Raw genomic sequence first — 17,857 nt, 5'->3', positions numbered from 1 at the left:
TTAAACGAAAGAAGTGTGCCTATATCTAAAGATTATGACATAAATCAACTTATTTTACCGCTAAATCGCTCCCCCTTGTTACTTAAGTTTGGCATCAGCTTTAAAAAACCACAATGTTAAATATAAGAAAAATCTGTAATCACTGATATGATAGCATTTACAGATTTCATAAACGTACATTTTTTATACAATATCTCTTTTTAACTCTCTCTTCCAAACTGCCCACATTATCAACACAGTAAATAGTGTAAACCCAACAACTAGACTCGGGACGAATAGTTGTGCGTAATTGAGATTAATTACATGTTGAACTACATATATTGCACCAACAGCAATCATCATAAATTGCACAATAATTTGCACAGCAATTAATACAATTCGATTCGGTACCATACTTGAAATCGCCATTGTTAAAATCGTTAAAACAATAGAAAGTATAAAAATCACAACTACCGAAAGAATCATATATTGCCAAAAAGTTATGTCATACCAATGATAATACCAGCTAAATGAGGTTAAAGGTAAATCAAAATGTGACTGTGTATCATTCGCTCTATACAGTGCCATATAAAATAGTAATAAGATCGTCGTAAGGAAAGTGCCACTGAACAGCCCCGCAAACCATTTCGTTCGATACAATTTGCGTCCTTTTGCAGAAGCATACTGTATCGGCACAACATTCGCTATTTTATCTCGAATAAAAATCGGTGAGATTAGAATGGCTATACTAACAAAAATCGCAATTGCAATCGACGTTTTATACGTTTTAAAATTACTTGTTACAACATCTGAATACACAGCAAATCGTTTTTCGTCTAAAAGTTGCTGTAGTCTCTTTTTCTGATCTTCAGATGCATCGTTCCTATATGCAATGATTGATTTCTCTCTATCTTGTCTTTCTTTTAAATACCAATCGTATGTTTGAAGACGCCATGGAAAATCAAGGTTACTCTCAAAAATAGTTTTATTACGATAAGCATATTGTTCCGCATTCTCGTACTCATAATTGTCAAACTTTTCATAACTATTCATACCTAAAGCAACCGCTTCTGGATCATTCGCTAAGTAGGTGTCTGCTACGAGGACCTCTGCTTCATACATAGCCTGTAGCTTTAATAGCTCTTCCTCATCCCACTCGGCACCGAACAGAGGAATGATTTGTTGTTCAATATCAAAATGATCACCCGCAGGCCGTCCATTTGGAAAATATTCTAAATTAAATTCTATTAATAATTTAAAGAGTAATACGTTCACTAAAAAAATAAGCAATAGTAATTTCCAAGATACTATTTTACGCACCTCATAAAAAAACAACCTCATCTCATACAACATCCTTCCTGTTAAAATAACGAATGGCCGAGCAAACACCAAAACTAGCAATGGCAAACCAAATGAACAACGTCCACACTTCATGGTACTGTGTCATCATAAAGGTTGAGCCACCATTAAAATATTGATGTGGATTCATTAACAACAACGAGATATTAAAAGATGCCAGCCACAAAATAACACCATTTGAAAAATACGAGGGCACGATGAACATCGCCATAAGGAAAAACACACCAATAATCCACGTATAATAGCTGTTTTTCACGAATACCGAAATTGTAATTGTGAGCATTATGACAATAATTAAGATTGCTATTAAAATACCTAGCACCAACCCGAAATACTGCCCAACAGACAAGTCCCACCACGTTATGTATGGTAACCGATATTCCCAATTGAAGCCGCTACTAACCGAAACGTGCCAAACAGCTGAATAATCATAGACGATAAAGTACGTACCCAACGTTCCTCCAAACAAAATGGCTAAAACAATGAAACTTGATAATATACTCGCTAACCCTTTATTCAATAAAAGTTTTCGACCTTTTTTAGTAGGATATATAACTAGCTGTGTACGATGTTCGAATTCATAATTCATAATAAATGCAGTCAATAGAACAACAAGCAATATGCCTTCAACTGCTAGTGTTTTCATAAGTGAACGAAATAGCTCTGAATGCATTCGATAATCACTTAAGAAAAACCATTGCTTATATTCGTTCGTAGCGATAATTTCATCAAAACGACTTTCCCATCCATCAAACTCTGCCGCCATTTTTCCCTCTAACCAGCTTGGCAGTGAATAGGTCTGGAAAAAGCTACCCTTTTCTTCACTTAAATTAATCGCCTCATAACTTCCCTGTAATCCTTTTGCCACTTGCAAATAAGTGAACTTGGAGCTAATTTCATCTATTTGTTTTTGCACGGATACACTTGCCTGTTCGTACTGCTCATAGGTCATACTCTCCAAAAAGGTCGCCGTATCACCAACATCAAAATGCTTCACCTGTTTTTGAATATCACTCTCCATCGTTTTTAGTACTTCATCATCAAAGGTTGGACCGTATGCTGCCACTATTTCATTCACAACCTTCAGCTCTTCTTTATGATGTGAGCTACTAATAATTGAAAACATATTAAACGCAAGCATTAAAAGTAAAAGAATCATAATAACTGGTGACAACAACGCCTTTTTCATCTCAAGCCATGTAATACGCATCCCCATCACCCGTTCTGCTCATCCGCGTAAGCTACTAAAAACACATCCTCTAATTGCGGGGCAATGTGATGCCAATGACTGAGTGGGGCTTGTTCTGTATAAAAGCGTACAAGCATTTGCCCATTCTCTTGTTTTTCCGATAACGTTAAATATTGCTTTCGGAAGTTATGAAACTCATCGAACGGCATCATTGTCTCAAATATTTTACCTTCTATTGACCGGCAAATCGTTTTAGTGTCTGCTTTATATAGAAGCTTCTTATTTTTAATCATTACGATTTCGTTTGCGATCGCTTCAACGTCAGACACAACATGCGTGGAAATAAGTATGATTTTATCGCGTGCAAGTTCTGAAAGCAGCTGACGGAAACGAGCACGTTCTTTTGGATCAAGCCCTGCAGTTGGCTCATCTAAAATCAAAATGTGAGGATCTGCTAAAAGTGCCTGCGCAATACCTACACGCTGAATCATTCCTCCTGAAAACTTGCGCATTTTTTTATTTTTTACACCTAACAATGCAACCAACTCTAGCACCTTATCAATCCGTTTTTCCACTAACCGATTGTCCATCCCCTTTAACGCAGCTAAATAACGTAAATATTGAGCTGGCGAATAATGCTTATAAAATCCGAATTGCTGCGGTAAATAGCCGACCTGCTCACGGTACGCATCTCCCATCACCATAATCGGTTGCCCATTAAAGTAAATCTCTCCTTTTGTTGGCGAAATAAGTGTTACCAACATTTTAATTAACGTTGTTTTGCCAGCCCCATTCGGTGCAAGTAATCCATAAATTCCTTTTTCAAACTGTAAATTCAAATCCGCCAATGCCGTAAAATCTTTATATTTTTTACTAATATTCTCTACCTTTAACATAGCACCACATCCTCCTGTTTTCGTAAATACATGCTTTTAAATGCCAGACAAAACAGAACAATTAAAACGATAACTAATCCCCCGTAAACAACTGTCGGTAATGTTAGCACTACCTGTATATAAGCTTCATCTGCTAACCATACAAGCCCACTATTAACCACACCCCAGCCACTAATATACCCCACAACTTTCGGGAGTATCTGTCCTGTACGTAATAAAACTAACAAACCTGTTGCAAATAGAAACAAACCTGTTAACGACAATAACCACAAACGCATAAAAACTAAGTCATGCATATAGGACACCCAAAGTGCAAGGCTCGTATTACATAAAATCGCTAGACTACTAAATACAAGCATACGTACACTAACGACTTGAAAAACTGTAAATTTAGTTGTCATTTCCAACTCAAAAGTATGCGCTTCTCGTTTATCATAAAAGCTAAAAAGTGACAGGCTCATAAATAAAAACGGTGATATCATAAAGAACATTACAATTTTCGTTGCAGTAAAAACTCCTTCACTTCCGAATGTAAAACCTGCGAACAAGAACAGAGCCGCAATCAAGATAACAGTAAAAACCCACTCATTTTGATTGGGCAACATATATCGCCAGCCCATTTGTTTGTATAGACCTGTTATCTTACTGAAAAAGGATTTCTGCTTAGGCAAACCTTTCTCAACAATTTGTGTTATCTGATTATGAATCTCCTCGTCTTTAGGATAAGGAATTAAATCCTGATTTTTCATTTATGCAGCACCTCCAGTTCCTTTTTTAAATTTCTGATTGCTTTATAATATTTCGTTTTCACTGTCGATAATGGAATGCGCAACTGCTCTGATAGCTGTATAAACGTTAAATCATTTAGCAATTTACCAAGTAATATTTGCTGCTCATCTTCATCAAATGCCTGTAATGCTTCTCGAATCTCTGCTAACTGCTGTTTTTGAAGCAATAACGAAATTACTTCATCTTCCCCATCAAGCTCTATTTGCTCCATCACATCTGTACGCTTAGATATTAGAAAAGCTTTTGATCTAAAGTAATCGGTGCAGTGATTTTGAGCAATTTGATATAGCCATGTTCGAAAAGAGGCTTTCTTTACGTCAAAGTTATTAATTGATTGCAATGTGCGAATAAAAATTTCTTGAGTTAAATCCATCGATAACTGCTGATCAAATACTCGTTTATATGTATAAGCAAATATTTCTTTATAATATTTTTGAATTAACATATTGGCACTTTCTTCATGCCCATCCTTTTGAATACGTCGGATCCACCGCTTTTCTACATCGAACACATACTCACTTCCTTTTACAACTATATATTCGTAAAGTATCATGAAAAAGTTTTGTTTTTTTTGTAAGGGGTCTTGCTGGATTTATGAGGATTTCACTCAAACAAAAAAAGCACCAATTCCCATGCCAAAATAGACATAAAAACCGGGCTCCTGATCTTCTCAACATATAAAAATTTTTTGAAATATAATATTCGAATCAGCTTAACTGCTTGCAATTAAACTTTATTGGATTTACGACGTTTAAGAATATTATTTGATTAAAAAAACACCCGTATCTGTTGTTATTTTCCACTTTAAATTTAACCAACCTCGTTTTATGGGCGTAGCATCCAATATCTTAAATCCAAAATAACGATTACACGTAGTTATAAGATCGTTCAATATCATTTCTTCTGTTAATACAATATCCATGTTTCATCACCTCGTATTACTTTTTACTCAATATTTCATCAACTTGGCGTTCTTTAACTATAGAGCACTTTTAATGAAGAAATAGTACAATGCCAGGTTACGAAAGATATAAATTAATTAATCATAAAATTCCATATACGATTTATTCTGTTTATAATAAGTTAATCTATCCTGCAATGTACCCGTGTGGAATTCAAACTTATGCCCATCAGGATCAGTAAAATAAATAGATTTTTTATCCTTTTCATTTCTAGGACGTCCAGATAAGATATTCACTCCTAAATTTCCTAATTTTCTTAGTACACTATTAAACTCTTTATCTTCTATTGTAAAAGCCACATGAGTGTAGGACTGGCTTATTTCATTTCGAGGTATTTCTTTCTCTAAGTTTAGCGCTAACCACATGCCATTCAAATCAAAATAGGCAGTGCTTCTTCCTTTAACAAGCAATTTTGCATCAAATACTTTTTGGTAAAAATCAACAGATTTATCTAAGTCAGAGACAGAAAATAAAAAATGATTAAGTCCCTTTCCAAACATCAAATCACCTCAAAATTGTTATATATAATGTCTTCAGATTGAATTTACACTAATTTTTGTTAAGAAATATGCTTGATTATTGAAAACTTTTTTATAAAGCCCCAATTTATTAATCTGAAACTTTTTTAAACATACAAACGATGAAATCTTCAAGACCGAATTCATTATCATTTAAATTATTGTGCTGCATATCGCGAATTTCAATTTCTTGAAAATCCGAAAAAAGCGTTTGTAATTTAACTTTGGAATAACCTAATCCACCGTTTAAACTTCGATCCATATAATATTGTTTATCGGACAGCGATGACCCGCCGTACTTACCATTTTCTTTGAATGCACTGATTGAAAAATAACCATTCTTTTTTAAATATTTATTGATAAATTGAATGTAGGAAATCCTTCGATGTGGTGATAGGTGATGAAAACAACCAGAATCATATATGTAATCAAAATTTTGTGATTCTAGATTTAACTTAAAAATATTCTCACAAATAAATTGTATGTTTACATTTTGAACAGCAGCTTGTTCTTTAGCCCAATCGATTGCTTGTTTTGATAAATCTATAGCGGTTACAGTACAACCTTTTTGAGCTAAATAGATAGCGTTACGCCCGTTACCACAGCCAATTTCGAGTACATTACAGGGTTTTATAGTTCCCTGTTCAAAATATTCAATTAAATTTTCGTCGGGTCTATCACAAAAGAATGGGACATTTCTTTCTTTATCTTTATAAAAATCATCCCAAAATTCTGTTTGCTCTCTGAACAAAGAATCTAGTAATTCATATAAATCCTCATTATTTTTAACTAACATTTAACGCCCTCCTTATTTAATATAAATTGTAATATAAAGGAAGTTATATATTGTTACACTTTATTTAAAATAAGATTAAATACCTTAATCTACCGTTCTGGAAAGTACCTCGATTATGAGATTAAATGCGCCTGGAATTTATTGTATGGGAATAAAACAACCAGGAGATAGTTTATATAGGGTAATCGAAATATAATGCTTATGAAGCAATTTAAGGCGATTTAATTTAGAAAATAAAAATTAAATTATAACATTTATTACAAATATTACATATAATAACTGGAATCTTTGCTAAATTAAAGGTTCATCACCATAAGTTGGGGATGACAAAATTGAAGAGATAAAACATAGCATTTCCGCTCTCCGCCGCATCAAGATAGCGCAAGCGGCTTGATTGGGTGTTTTTTACTTCACTTTATAACGAGGGAAAAATTTTGGGATTGGTGGGCCTCGCAAACGGCAATAAAGGCAGTGATAAAGGCACGTATCACGTGGCTTTAGCGCTGTCTTGCCGTAGCCCACCAATCAATCAAATGAAATTTTATTAGAAAATCTTCCCCATGTTATGGTGATGAGTCAAATTAAAAAAGGCATTCCAAATTTTGTAATTTGAAATACCTTTTATTTTGACGTGTTTTATTTTCTTATCGCGGTATTTTATAATCCAACATTTCATTAATTTTCGATAGATCTTCCATAATGCCTTTTTTCTGATTGGCAATGCCTTCATACCACTTGTTTAAAATGTCCTGCATGCCTTGCTCAATCTCTTTTCCATCAGACACTAATTGAACCATCACATCGATAACCTTTGTTCGCTCTTCATAAAATTTAACTCGAGCCGGGAAATCTTTTCCGATATTTTGCTTGAAAATATAGCCCAGTTTAATAATCCCATTATTCATCAATTGTTCCGAATAAAGTGTAGAACCAACAACCGCTAGACGTTCATTAAAATCCGGGTTTTCCTTTATATAATTTTGCATCATTAAGCTTACTTCATCTGCAAAGGACTTCAACTTATTTCGTTGACCATCCAATAAACTTTTCGCTTCTTCAAAGACGTTTAACATAGCCTCTGTATGATCGAGCATATTTTTCACTTTATTTAAAGGCTCTTCACTCGCACCATTTAAACGAACTTGAATGGTACGGTATACATACTGGCGCTGCAAGTAGGCCGATAGCAAAATAATCCCATTATAATTTATGCTTGCTTCGTAATGTTGTTCAGTAATCATAGTTTTATTTATCCCCCAACCCTTAACGATATACTCATACAATACCATAGATTTTACGAGTTGAAAGTAAAAAATTCAAACTATTATAACTTTATTTAGCGATAATATCGGATTCTGCTAGATTTTTTAAGTTCCATCCCTATACAATTACAATGAAAATTGCTCGATTAATGTATGAAATTCCCGCCAGTTTAATAGGCGTGTACATTCAATTCCTTGATTATATGACTGATTTTTAACAATAACATTCGTATTTGTCCCTGTTAGCGTATTTAAAACAGCCGGCTTATCATCAACATAGACATCAAGCTGTAATTTTTTTATAATATCTATTTTCTCATGATCTTTCATACCACAAAAAAAGCGCTCATCTACAACAGGAAATCCTTGTGCCTTTACCCACTCACGCGTTTGTTCACAATAGCCTTTCGGACGTGATGTAATATAGTAAATTTCATGCCCTTCTTCTGCTAAGGCTTGTAAAACCTCTTTAGCCCCTTCATAGCTTGGGCAATCTGTAAAATAGATGTCTTCCATCGAATCATTCCACATTTTGCTGCCTTGTTCACTCGTCAATCCAAATGCTTCATGAATTTCAACTGTTAGAATCTTATCGAACAGGTCCTCACCAATCGATTTGTTTAACTTCTTATTATATAAATGAAACGCATGTCGACGTAAATCAATTAGTGTATCATCAATATCAAAACCAAATTTCATTTTCCTCACCTAACTTAAGACGACAAAAGCATCTTTAAACTTTTGTTCTTTTTCGATTTGTAATGCCTGAATTTCTGCAATTTGCTTCTGGCGTTCGGTAGCACAGCTATAATCAAATGGATTTTTTTGAAGAACCCACTGCGCTAATATATGAGCATCCATTAGTGAACTGTTCAAACCAAATGCTCCAGTTGGTGTCATTGTATGGACTGCATCCCCGATCAATATCACACCGTTTTTTTCCCATTGTTCTGTTGTTGTACTAAAAACATCAAGCAGTACAAAGTCACGCCAAGACTGTATATGCTCTTTTACTGAATCGGCTAATTGCGGAAATGCTTCTATTAATTTTTCAATAAATGGGTGAAATGGCTGTGTTCGCAAAGACGGATAGCTTCCCTTTTCTATATTCCATCCGATTTGTACAAAGCCGTTTGTTTGAGTAAAAAGCGATATTTGCATGCCATCTACGAGCGCCATCTTAATTGACGGGGTCCAATTTTCCGGTGCCGGTATTCTTGCCCATAGTAAATCATAGCCATGATTATGAATCGTCACGTCCATATTTGCCAATTTGCGAATTGTTGAATGGCGTCCATCTGCCCCAATAATAAGCTGTGCGTCTATTTGTATGATCTGATTGTGCTGAAGCGCCTTAACAGCTGTATAATGACCGTGTTCATCCTGTATAAGCTCTTTAACCGTCGTATTTAATAGATATTCAAAACTAGTATATTTTTGAGCTTGTTCGACAATCGCCTGTAAAAGGTGCGCTTGAGGGACATGAATGCCTAAATGTCCAATCGCTGGATCAGGGTAAACTGTATTGAATTTTTGCCCATCCAACCAATATTCCAATGTTTCCATTCGAAGTAACCCGAGCTCTTCAATCCGTTCGAATAATCCATACTGCTTTAAAACTTGCTCGCCCTCTTCATTTAAGTGCTCTCCCCTAAATGCTTTCGCAAAGCCATTTGTACGTTCCAGTAAAAGGACGGAAATATTATGCTCTGCTAAAATGCTTGCAAGTAACGTACCTCCTGGACCACCGCCCACAATGCATACATCCACTTTTCTATTCATCGGACTTCACCTTTTTAGGATAAGCGATAATGCGTAAATCTTCTCCAATTCGAGTCACTTCATCAAATTCAACGAGTGAAGCAAAATCAATTGTCTCAACATCGTCTCCGGTAAATGGTGTTATCGAATGTTTGCCGCCTAACACTTTCGGGGCAATATAGACAATAAATTGGTCGATGAAATTATTCCGTAAAAATGACGCATTTACAGTTCCCCCACCTTCAACTAATAAATGGGTAATCCCCGTTTTATATAATGCTTGTAAAGTTTCATCCAGATTAAGACCTGATAAATTTTCTGCTACTTGGATTATTTCTACACCTAGCTTTTCATATTGCTTAATATCACTTTCATTTACTTCATGAGATGTCACAATAATCGTACGTGCTTCGGTCGTATTGACTATATGCGCATCCAAAGGTGTTCTCAATGTACGATCCAACACGACACGAATCGGGTTGCGACCTTGGCGATTTGCAAGCCGGGTTGTCAGTTTCGGGTTATCATTAATTACTGTTTGGACGCCTACGAGTATCCCATCTACTTCATGTCGCAGTTCATGAACCTCAGCACGTGCCTCTTCATTTGTAATCCACTGGGAATGTCCATTATATGTAGCAATTTTGCCGTCCAACGTCATTGCAAACTTTGCAACAACAAACGGCCGCTCTGTCAGCATATTATGGATAAAGCGTTCATTTAATTTTCGTGCTTCCTTTTGCATGATACCGACTTCTACTTCGATTCCTGCGTCACGTAAAAGTTGGATTCCGCGTCCTGCTACTTCAGGGTTTGGATCTTCTGTAGCTACAACGACACGAGAAATTCCGCTTTCTTTTACTAGATTTGCACAAGGTGGTGTTTTACCATAATGGGAACATGGCTCTAACGTCACATAAATAGTAGCTCCCTTTGCATGGTCGCCTGCCATTCTCACTGCATGAACTTCAGCGTGTGGCTCTCCTGCTTTACGATGAAGCCCTGTACCTAAAATGACACCATCTTTCACAATGACAGCTCCGACTAGCGGATTCGGATTCGTATTCCCTTTTGCACTTGCCGCTAATTGGAGTGCCAGTTGCATATAGTCCTGATCTGTTTTCATATCATTCATTCCCCTTAAACTGTTAGCTTTTCAACTAAACCCATGTGGCCAGACTTTTGTACTTTCGTTTGCAAATACTGTTCATTAGTTTCAGTTAGGCCGCCCCATAAAGGTATATGACCAGCCACTAGAAGCCCGCTTTTTTGCAATGCGTCCAGCTTTTTCGGGTTATTCGTAATAAGTGTCACTGGTTTTGCACGGAGTACTTTCAATACACGAATGGCATGGTCATAAGAACGTGTGTCATCTTCAAAGCCTAATGCATGATTTGCCTCTACTGTATCAAAAGCTTCCTCTTGCAATAAATAAGCAAGTGATTTTGAAAACAAGCCAATGCCGCGCCCTTCATGATCTGCCAGATAAAATATCGCTCCACAGCCATGATCGACTATCATTTTCATAGATTCATGCAATTGGTAGCCGCAATCACAGCGTTGTGACCCGAAAATATCACCTGTATGACAAATGCTGTGCATGCGAATTAAAGCATTCTCATGATGTGTAAAATCACCATATACTAATACAGATGATTGCTGCCCGAAAGCTAAATTCATCGATGGTATTGACTGTACTACCTGCTCTTTCGTTAAATCCTTCCCGACAGTAGTCCACGAATACCATTGGAAAGTCGCTTCAAAATCACCTTGTTTTATTGGTAGCTTTACCGGTCCAACAAGTGCAATATTTTGCAGATCGTCTCGACGGATAAGCTGAATTTTATCTTTTAAAATTGCCATTATATTTTCCATATATGATCACCTTGTTTCTTTAAGTTACTTTACGTAACCTAGTTTATAATAATAAGTTAATAACGTCAAATAAACCGAAGCAATCTATCATATGATTGCTTCGGCTTTTTTGAAAGGGCTCTTAAAAATGATAATCCTCTATTTTCTTTACTTTATTTGCAATTAAACTTACAACTACAAATGTAAATAAAGATGCAAAAATAGGAATTGTCACCGAATGCATGCCGTATATATTTTCTGCAAAGCTATAAATAACAATATACAGCACTATACCAACAATCATCGAACTAATTGCTCCATATTTGTTCGCCTTTTTCCAATAGAGTCCAAACACAACGCTCCATAGGAATGCTGATTCCAATCCGCCAAACGCAAATAAGTTCAGCATAATTAATAGTTCAGGCGGTTTTACGGCAAAAATAACGACAGTAATTCCAATAATTGTCGTTACCCAGAAACTGCGGTTTTTAATTTGTGTATCACTAGCTTTTGGGTTGATATAATTTAAATAAATATCTTTTACAACGGTAGAGCTTACTAATATTAACAATGCATTAACCGTCGACATAATCGCCGCCATCGGAGCAGCGAGTACAATACCTGCTAAGACAGGCGGCAGTACTTCAAGCGTTAATAAAGGCATCACCTTATCGCCAACATCAATACCTGGCATTACAGGACGCGCAAATACACCAATTAAATGCATGCCGAACATGATTGTACCAATTCCGATCGTACCGATTAAAATAGCACGGTGTAAGCTTTTTGAATCTTTATAGCTCATTGCACGAACAGCAATTTGAGGTAAACCGATTACACCTAACCCGATTAATATCCAAAACGTTGAAACATATAAAGGTGTTAAATTACCAGTTGCACCAAATGGTGAAACTAAATTCGGATTTTCCGCAACTAGCCCTTGCATAATATTTTCTACTCCGCCACCGGCAATTACCGTAGCAATTAATAAAATAACTGTCCCGATAATCATAATCGACCCCTGCAAAGCATCGGTTAATGCTACGGCACGGAAACCTCCGATAACTACATATGCCAATACAGCCACCGCAAAAATCAGTAGTGCGTTCGTATAGGATAGTCCAGTCAACGATTCAATTAATCGTGCCCCACCGACCCATTGCGCTGTCATTGAAGCAAATAGGAAAATAATAATGCTAACGGCCGATAAAATAACAATCGTATGGCTGTCATAGCGTTTCTTTAAAAAGTCGATTAATGTAATCGCCTCAATACGACGCGATACGATCGCAAATTTCTTACCAAGAACCATCAGTACAAAATAGCCGGCAGGAAGCTGTGCCATTGCAAGTAATACCCAGCCGAGACCCGTATTATAAGCAACACCTGGGCCCCCGATAAAGCTTGATGCACTTCCGTATGTAGCCATCATAGTCATTGCTAGAAGGAATCCACCCATTTCACGACCGCCTAAAAAATATTCCTGCATAAAAGAGGTCGACGTTCGAACTTGTTTATTTGCCCAAATTCCAATTCCGAATATAACGATTAGAAATATGAAAAGTGGTACAATCACTTGCCAATGAATCATTGATGCTTGTCCTCCTCTTCAAGTGAAATATCTTTGAAGAAAAGCTTCATCGCAAGCCAAATACAAATAATCATAAAAACTGTTCCAGCAATACAGCTATAGAAAAACCAGGCCGGGAACCCTAAAATATATTTATATTGAAGCGGATCGCCTGAACCGAGTCCATAAGCAAAACCATACCAAATCGCAAAGTTAATAATGACAAGTATAACTCCGATTAATGCTTCTTTATGTGCGATTTTAAAACGCTTATCCTGCACAGTAAACATCCTTTCTTCAAATATCAATTTACGTTGGCAACTTTTTAAGATGCCTACATCATTCTTTTTGCTAAAAGAAGTTGAATAATCCTCTCTATCATACGTGGCAAAGCGTTAGAAGAAAAGACTTTCTAAATAGAAAAGCCCAAATTCCACGAAATTCGCAAACAATATTATTAATTTAATCAAAAAAACGGCGTCTAACTATAATATAGACGTCGTTTTTTCTTCCAATTAAAGTAATTCTTTTCGTAATTCTGTTGGAGATTTAGGTGATAGTAAGCCAAAAGGAATATCGAATACCGTTTTAGCTCCTTTATCTCCTTTAGCATGAAGTTTGTAGGCTGCACGTGCATATGCAACTAAAACACTCGATGTAAACATAGGATTCGATTCCAAATTTAATGAGAACTCTAAAATTTGTTTATCACCCTCGCCTGATTGACCAGAACGGATTACGAAACCTCCATGTGGCATACCTTGATGATTTTCATCAAATTCAGTTTCCGTAATGAAATTTACAGATGTATCATAATCTGCAAAATAATTCGGCATTTCTTTAATTTCTGTTTCAATGACGTTTGCATCTGCGCCATCTTCCAATACAACATAGCATTCACGAGCATGCTTTTCTCTCGTTGTCAGTTCCGGATTTTCACCATTACGGACACGATTCACCGCGTCTTTAATAGGTAAAGTATATTGGACTGCTTTTTTCACGCCATTAATACGGCGTACAGCATCAGAGTGACCTTGACTTAGCCCATCACCCCAAAATGTATATGTATGACCTGCCGGTAGCACTGCTTCACCTAGCAAACGATTTAATGAAAATAAACCTGGATCCCATCCAACGGAAATAATCGAAACAGTGTTATTCTGTTGTGCGACTGCATCCGCTGCATCAAAAAATGCCGGTATATTGGCATGTGTATCATAGCTGTCAATTGTATTAAACCATTGGGCAAAGTGAGGGACTTGCTCTGGTAAATCTGTCGCAGAACCTCCACATAAAATCATGACATCAATTTGCTCTTTATATTTCGGTGCATCTTCCACTAAATATACTGGTACATTAGCTGATTTTATTGAAACGGTTCTAGGGTCTCGGCGCGTGAATACAGCTACCAATTCCATGTCAGCATTCTGACTGATCGCCGCTTCTACCCCACGTCCTAAATTTCCGTAACCTACAATACCAATACGAATATTACTCATCATTTCTTCCTCCTAAACTATTTGGCGCTTTTTTTAACTTACATAGTTATGTAAATTCAGAATATTCTATTCATCATACAATTTCATTTTTACGAATACAATATCTTTCGATTATTTTACAAGCAAATGTTATCTTTCGAGTAAAGCATGCTCTATTTACATAAAAGAGTTTTCATTTTCTATTTCATTCATTTTTTGATATACTACTAAAGTAAATAAAAAGAAAATATGGGGGAAAGACATGAAAAAATTATCAGCTATACTGTTAGCGTTTGCATTAGTATTTTCAAGTGTAGGTTCTACAATTTTATTCGCTAACGATGCACAAACTGTTGAAGCAAAATCCTATAAATCAGGGAAAAAAGGCTTTAGCAATAACAACAATAACAACTCAAATATTCAAAAGAATAATAATGATGCTACAAACCCTGCTGCAAAACAAAACAACGGTACAACAACTAAAAAAGATAATACAAACACAGCTTCAAACAAAGGCGGCTTAATGAAAGGCTTAATGCTTGGTGGTTTAGCTGGTTTATTATTCGGTAGTTTATTTGCCGGTATGGGTATGTTAGGTAACATTTTAGGCTTACTTATAAACGTTGCAGCAATTGCAGCAATCGTATTCTTCCTAGTTAAAATTTATCAAATTATTAAACGTAAAAAAGATAACGAGGTAACAGATACTTGGAAAAGCTAACATTACTTGAACAAGATTTAATTAATGCCGTATGTTTATTCCATGCAAAATTCAAAAATGTAACACCTGATGAAGTTGAAGTGGAGCTTATGTACGATGATGTAGCAGGCTATTCAGCAGAAGCATTCTATAATGGTCAGTTGGATGTATACAACTCAGTAAATTTCATTATGGCACTACGTCTTTACATCGACGAGCAACTAGGCCGTGACTCAATGTCTGCACGTATTTCACTCGACATTGATGATGAAGAAGGTATGATTGCACATGTTGAATTTTAATTAGATAAATTATTAGTGTTGAAACATAACGTTTCAGCACTTTTTTATTGGATTTTTATCGAATATACAGAAAGCCCCGAAACTTGTGCGCGACAAATTTCGGGGCTTTCATATTTACATAATGGCTATTTAAACAGTCGGTTGCACTTCTACTTCTGGTGTATACTTTGTCGTAAGAGTTTTGTAGCTTACGATAAATGCGATGAATGCCAACACCGATGCCCCTACTAAATAGATGGCAAGTATTGCGGCATTAGAAGATAATAATGAAACATCTCCTAATGAAATAACCGATTTAAAGCCTGAAATCGAATACGTAAATGGTAAGAATGAACTTACTGCCTGTAAGTTTTCCGGCAGCATCGGAATTGGTAAATTCGAACCTGTAATCGATAATTGTGCTACGACTAACACAAGTGCGATAAAGCGTCCGATATGACCTGCAACCGATACTAGGAAGAAGATAATTGACATAAATACAATACTTACAAAAATAGCGAATAAAATAAATAGCATGACATTAGCTACTGATAATTGTAATACCACTAGCGTAAATAGTGTTACAAGCACCGCCTGGATTGTAGCGAACATCGCTAATTGCATCCATTTACTAACGTACCAGCTTACCGCTGATTTTGGTAGTACTGCTGGCTTTTTGAAATCAACGAACAGTGATAGTACAAGCATACCTACAAATAATGCTAACGATAAAATATACGGTGCTGTTGAATCACGGTAATATTCATATGGATTCACCTTTTCGCCAGCTAGTGCAACTGGTGAAGAGAACATCGCGATATTTTCATCAGTAATTCGTAAAGATGCTACTTGATCACGTCCACCTTCTAAACCAGTAGCTAAATCATTAGATCCTGCTTGAAGGCGGTTAACACCATCATTTAATGAAGTAACACCTTCAGTCATTGTTTGCCAACCTAATGCTACTGTTTCATTACCAGTACTGATTTGAGTTAAGCCGTTTTTCAGGTTGGATACACCTGTGCCCAACTGATTCCAAGAGCTAGTTAACGTTTGGTTACCATTGGCTACTTGTGAAGCACCACTAGCTAATTGAGTGGCACCTGATACTACCGCCTTTTGTCCGTTTACTAACTGACCTACTCCTGCAACAGTTTGACCTTGACCTTTTACAAGCGCATCAATGCCTCCTACAATTGTTTTTTGACCAACAATTGCATTTTCCAATCCTGTTGTTAAGCTTGGCATCGATTGTGCAATTTGTTGAGCACCATTATTTAAAGCGCTTGCACTTTGAACAGCAACTGGGTAAATTGTTGCTAATTCTGTTAAGCCTTCGCTTAAAGCCAACAAATTCGCACGATATGTTTCCATACCCGGTGCTTGTGCCAATCCTTGTAGAAGTTGTGCGCCTTGACCTAATTGCTCAATATCCGCTTGTTTTGACTGTAATACTGTAGCTAATTGAGCTAAGCCATTAGCTAACCCTGGATTAGCTGCAGTTCCATCACCTAATGCAATTCCTGCATACAACTGATTTGCACCCGTTGAAAGCTGCTGTAATCCATTTAATAACTCTTCAGAACCTGGCTGCAATTGTTGCAAACCATTATATACCTGATTCGTTGCTCCTTGGATTGAATTTAATCCAGCTAAAACTTGTTCGGAACCGTTCTTTAATTGGCCAGCCCCGCTTGCTACTTCTTTCGCGCCACTAGCTAAACGGTTAATATTACTTGTCCCGCCAGTAATCGCTGATAAAAGTTGACCTGCTCCATCATCCGCTGTTTTTGCACCAGCAGCTAGTTGATTAATATCGGCTGATTTATCAGTTAATGATGATAGCAATGTGTTTGTGCCCTCAGCTAGCTGTTCTGTACCAGTTAAAATTTGCTTCGACCCATCTGCACCAGTTGCAAATCCTGTCTCTATATCTGTAAATCTAGCAAATACTGTTCTGGCATATGTTGCAGTAATTTTGTCCCCTAATTGTTCGCGAAGCCTTTCCACCGCACTATTCGTTACTTGGGCACCCATGAAGTTTAACCCTTCATTTTGGATGTATCGCAGCTCAGGTACTTGCGGATTTGCATCAAGGACTGTTGTTACCTTTTGTGAAAAGTCCTCAGGTACTTCCACTACTAAGTAAAATTCCTGCTTTTTGAGCCCATCCATTGCCTCTTTTTCAGAAACAAAATGCCACCCCAATGACTTACTTTCCTTCAATGTTTCCATTAAGTCATTGCCGACATTGATCGGTTGACCACTTGATACACCGCCCGCATCTTTATTGACGAAGGCGACCGGCAGATTATCCAAATTGTCATACGGTCCCCATGTAGCAGAAAGTAATACAGCTACGTAGACAATTGGAATTAACATAATGCCAATCAATGTAAAAAGTAATCCTTTACGATTTTTGAGCGAACTTAGCTCTTTTCCGAATAACTGAAATGACCCCAT

Annotated in this window: 18 protein-coding genes; 2 read left to right on the top strand and 16 right to left on the bottom strand. The window is 36.6% G+C overall.

Features of this window, described 5'->3' with window-relative positions:
* Positions 1-183 precede the first annotated feature (183 nt).
* From MHH95_RS12570 to MHH95_RS12500, 15 genes are all read right to left on the bottom strand, one after another.
* Complete coding sequence (locus tag MHH95_RS12570) at positions 184-1,299, bottom strand: ABC transporter permease (RefSeq protein WP_340727855.1); 1,116 nt, start codon at positions 1,297-1,299, stop codon at positions 184-186.
* A 22-nt stretch (positions 1,300-1,321) separates the two neighbouring features.
* Positions 1,322-2,548 carry a hypothetical protein gene (locus MHH95_RS12565; protein WP_340727854.1) on the bottom strand — a complete coding sequence of 409 codons (1,227 nt, stop codon included), beginning with the start codon at positions 2,546-2,548 and terminating at the stop codon, positions 1,322-1,324.
* A 5-nt stretch (positions 2,549-2,553) separates the two neighbouring features.
* The gene (locus MHH95_RS12560) at positions 2,554-3,423 is read right to left on the bottom strand and encodes an ABC transporter ATP-binding protein (RefSeq protein ID WP_340727853.1); all 870 of its coding nucleotides are present in this window, start codon (positions 3,421-3,423) and stop codon (positions 2,554-2,556) included.
* Positions 3,417-4,172, bottom strand: coding sequence for a hypothetical protein (locus tag MHH95_RS12555; RefSeq protein ID WP_340727852.1), 756 nt, complete (start codon positions 4,170-4,172; stop codon positions 3,417-3,419). The genes MHH95_RS12560 and MHH95_RS12555 overlap by 7 nt, the downstream gene beginning before the upstream one ends.
* Positions 4,169-4,723, bottom strand: coding sequence for an RNA polymerase sigma factor (locus MHH95_RS12550; RefSeq protein WP_340727851.1), 555 nt, complete (start codon positions 4,721-4,723; stop codon positions 4,169-4,171). The genes MHH95_RS12555 and MHH95_RS12550 overlap by 4 nt, the downstream gene beginning before the upstream one ends.
* A gap of 528 nt (positions 4,724-5,251) precedes the next feature.
* Complete coding sequence (fosM, locus tag MHH95_RS12545) at positions 5,252-5,674, bottom strand: FosM family fosfomycin resistance protein (RefSeq protein ID WP_340727850.1); 423 nt, start codon at positions 5,672-5,674, stop codon at positions 5,252-5,254.
* Between the two features lie 109 nt (positions 5,675-5,783).
* Positions 5,784-6,488: a class I SAM-dependent methyltransferase gene (locus MHH95_RS12540; protein ID WP_340727849.1), complete on the bottom strand. Its 705-nt coding sequence runs from the start codon at positions 6,486-6,488 to the stop codon at positions 5,784-5,786.
* Positions 6,489-7,132: 644 nt separating this feature from the next.
* On the bottom strand, positions 7,133-7,729 hold the full coding sequence (locus MHH95_RS12535) for a transcriptional regulator (RefSeq protein WP_191699062.1): 597 nt from the start codon (positions 7,727-7,729) through the stop codon (positions 7,133-7,135).
* 147 nt (positions 7,730-7,876) lie between these two features.
* Complete coding sequence (locus tag MHH95_RS12530) at positions 7,877-8,449, bottom strand: 5' nucleotidase, NT5C type (RefSeq protein ID WP_340727848.1); 573 nt, start codon at positions 8,447-8,449, stop codon at positions 7,877-7,879.
* Positions 8,450-8,458: 9 nt separating this feature from the next.
* On the bottom strand, positions 8,459-9,532 hold the full coding sequence (locus tag MHH95_RS12525; RefSeq protein WP_340727847.1) for an FAD-dependent monooxygenase: 1,074 nt from the start codon (positions 9,530-9,532) through the stop codon (positions 8,459-8,461).
* Positions 9,525-10,637: a bifunctional diaminohydroxyphosphoribosylaminopyrimidine deaminase/5-amino-6-(5-phosphoribosylamino)uracil reductase RibD gene (ribD, locus tag MHH95_RS12520; RefSeq protein ID WP_340727846.1), complete on the bottom strand. Its 1,113-nt coding sequence runs from the start codon at positions 10,635-10,637 to the stop codon at positions 9,525-9,527. The genes MHH95_RS12525 and ribD overlap by 8 nt, the downstream gene beginning before the upstream one ends.
* Positions 10,638-10,651: 14 nt before the next feature.
* Positions 10,652-11,386 carry a GTP cyclohydrolase II gene (locus tag MHH95_RS12515; protein WP_340727845.1) on the bottom strand — a complete coding sequence of 245 codons (735 nt, stop codon included), beginning with the start codon at positions 11,384-11,386 and terminating at the stop codon, positions 10,652-10,654.
* A 121-nt stretch (positions 11,387-11,507) separates the two neighbouring features.
* A complete protein-coding gene (gene panF / locus MHH95_RS12510) occupies positions 11,508-12,953 on the bottom strand; it encodes a sodium/pantothenate symporter (RefSeq protein WP_340728761.1) in 1,446 nt (481 codons plus the stop codon).
* The gene (locus MHH95_RS12505; protein WP_340728760.1) at positions 12,953-13,225 is read right to left on the bottom strand and encodes a YhdT family protein; all 273 of its coding nucleotides are present in this window, start codon (positions 13,223-13,225) and stop codon (positions 12,953-12,955) included. Before MHH95_RS12505 ends, panF begins: the two co-directional genes overlap by 1 nt.
* Before the next feature lie 225 nt (positions 13,226-13,450).
* Positions 13,451-14,434 carry a diaminopimelate dehydrogenase gene (locus MHH95_RS12500; protein WP_340727844.1) on the bottom strand — a complete coding sequence of 328 codons (984 nt, stop codon included), beginning with the start codon at positions 14,432-14,434 and terminating at the stop codon, positions 13,451-13,453.
* 241 nt (positions 14,435-14,675) lie between these two features.
* Here MHH95_RS12500 and MHH95_RS12495 point away from each other — a divergent pair, with 241 nt between their 5' ends.
* Both MHH95_RS12495 and MHH95_RS12490 read left to right on the top strand, forming a co-directional pair.
* The gene (locus MHH95_RS12495) at positions 14,676-15,134 is read left to right on the top strand and encodes a hypothetical protein (RefSeq protein WP_191699068.1); all 459 of its coding nucleotides are present in this window, start codon (positions 14,676-14,678) and stop codon (positions 15,132-15,134) included.
* Positions 15,122-15,415 carry a YxcD family protein gene (locus MHH95_RS12490; RefSeq protein WP_340727843.1) on the top strand — a complete coding sequence of 98 codons (294 nt, stop codon included), beginning with the start codon at positions 15,122-15,124 and terminating at the stop codon, positions 15,413-15,415. Before MHH95_RS12495 ends, MHH95_RS12490 begins: the two co-directional genes overlap by 13 nt.
* A 129-nt stretch (positions 15,416-15,544) precedes the next feature.
* On the opposite strand, the gene MHH95_RS12485 is transcribed toward MHH95_RS12490, so the two are convergent.
* A complete protein-coding gene (locus tag MHH95_RS12485; protein ID WP_340727842.1) occupies positions 15,545-17,857 on the bottom strand; it encodes a YhgE/Pip domain-containing protein in 2,313 nt (770 codons plus the stop codon).

Source organism: Solibacillus sp. FSL K6-4121 (assembly GCF_038002585.1).
GTDB classification, from domain to species: domain Bacteria; phylum Bacillota; class Bacilli; order Bacillales_A; family Planococcaceae; genus Solibacillus; species Solibacillus faecavium.
The sequence above is the reverse complement of the archived record's forward strand: the minus strand, read 5'-3'. Positions and strand labels throughout refer to the sequence as shown.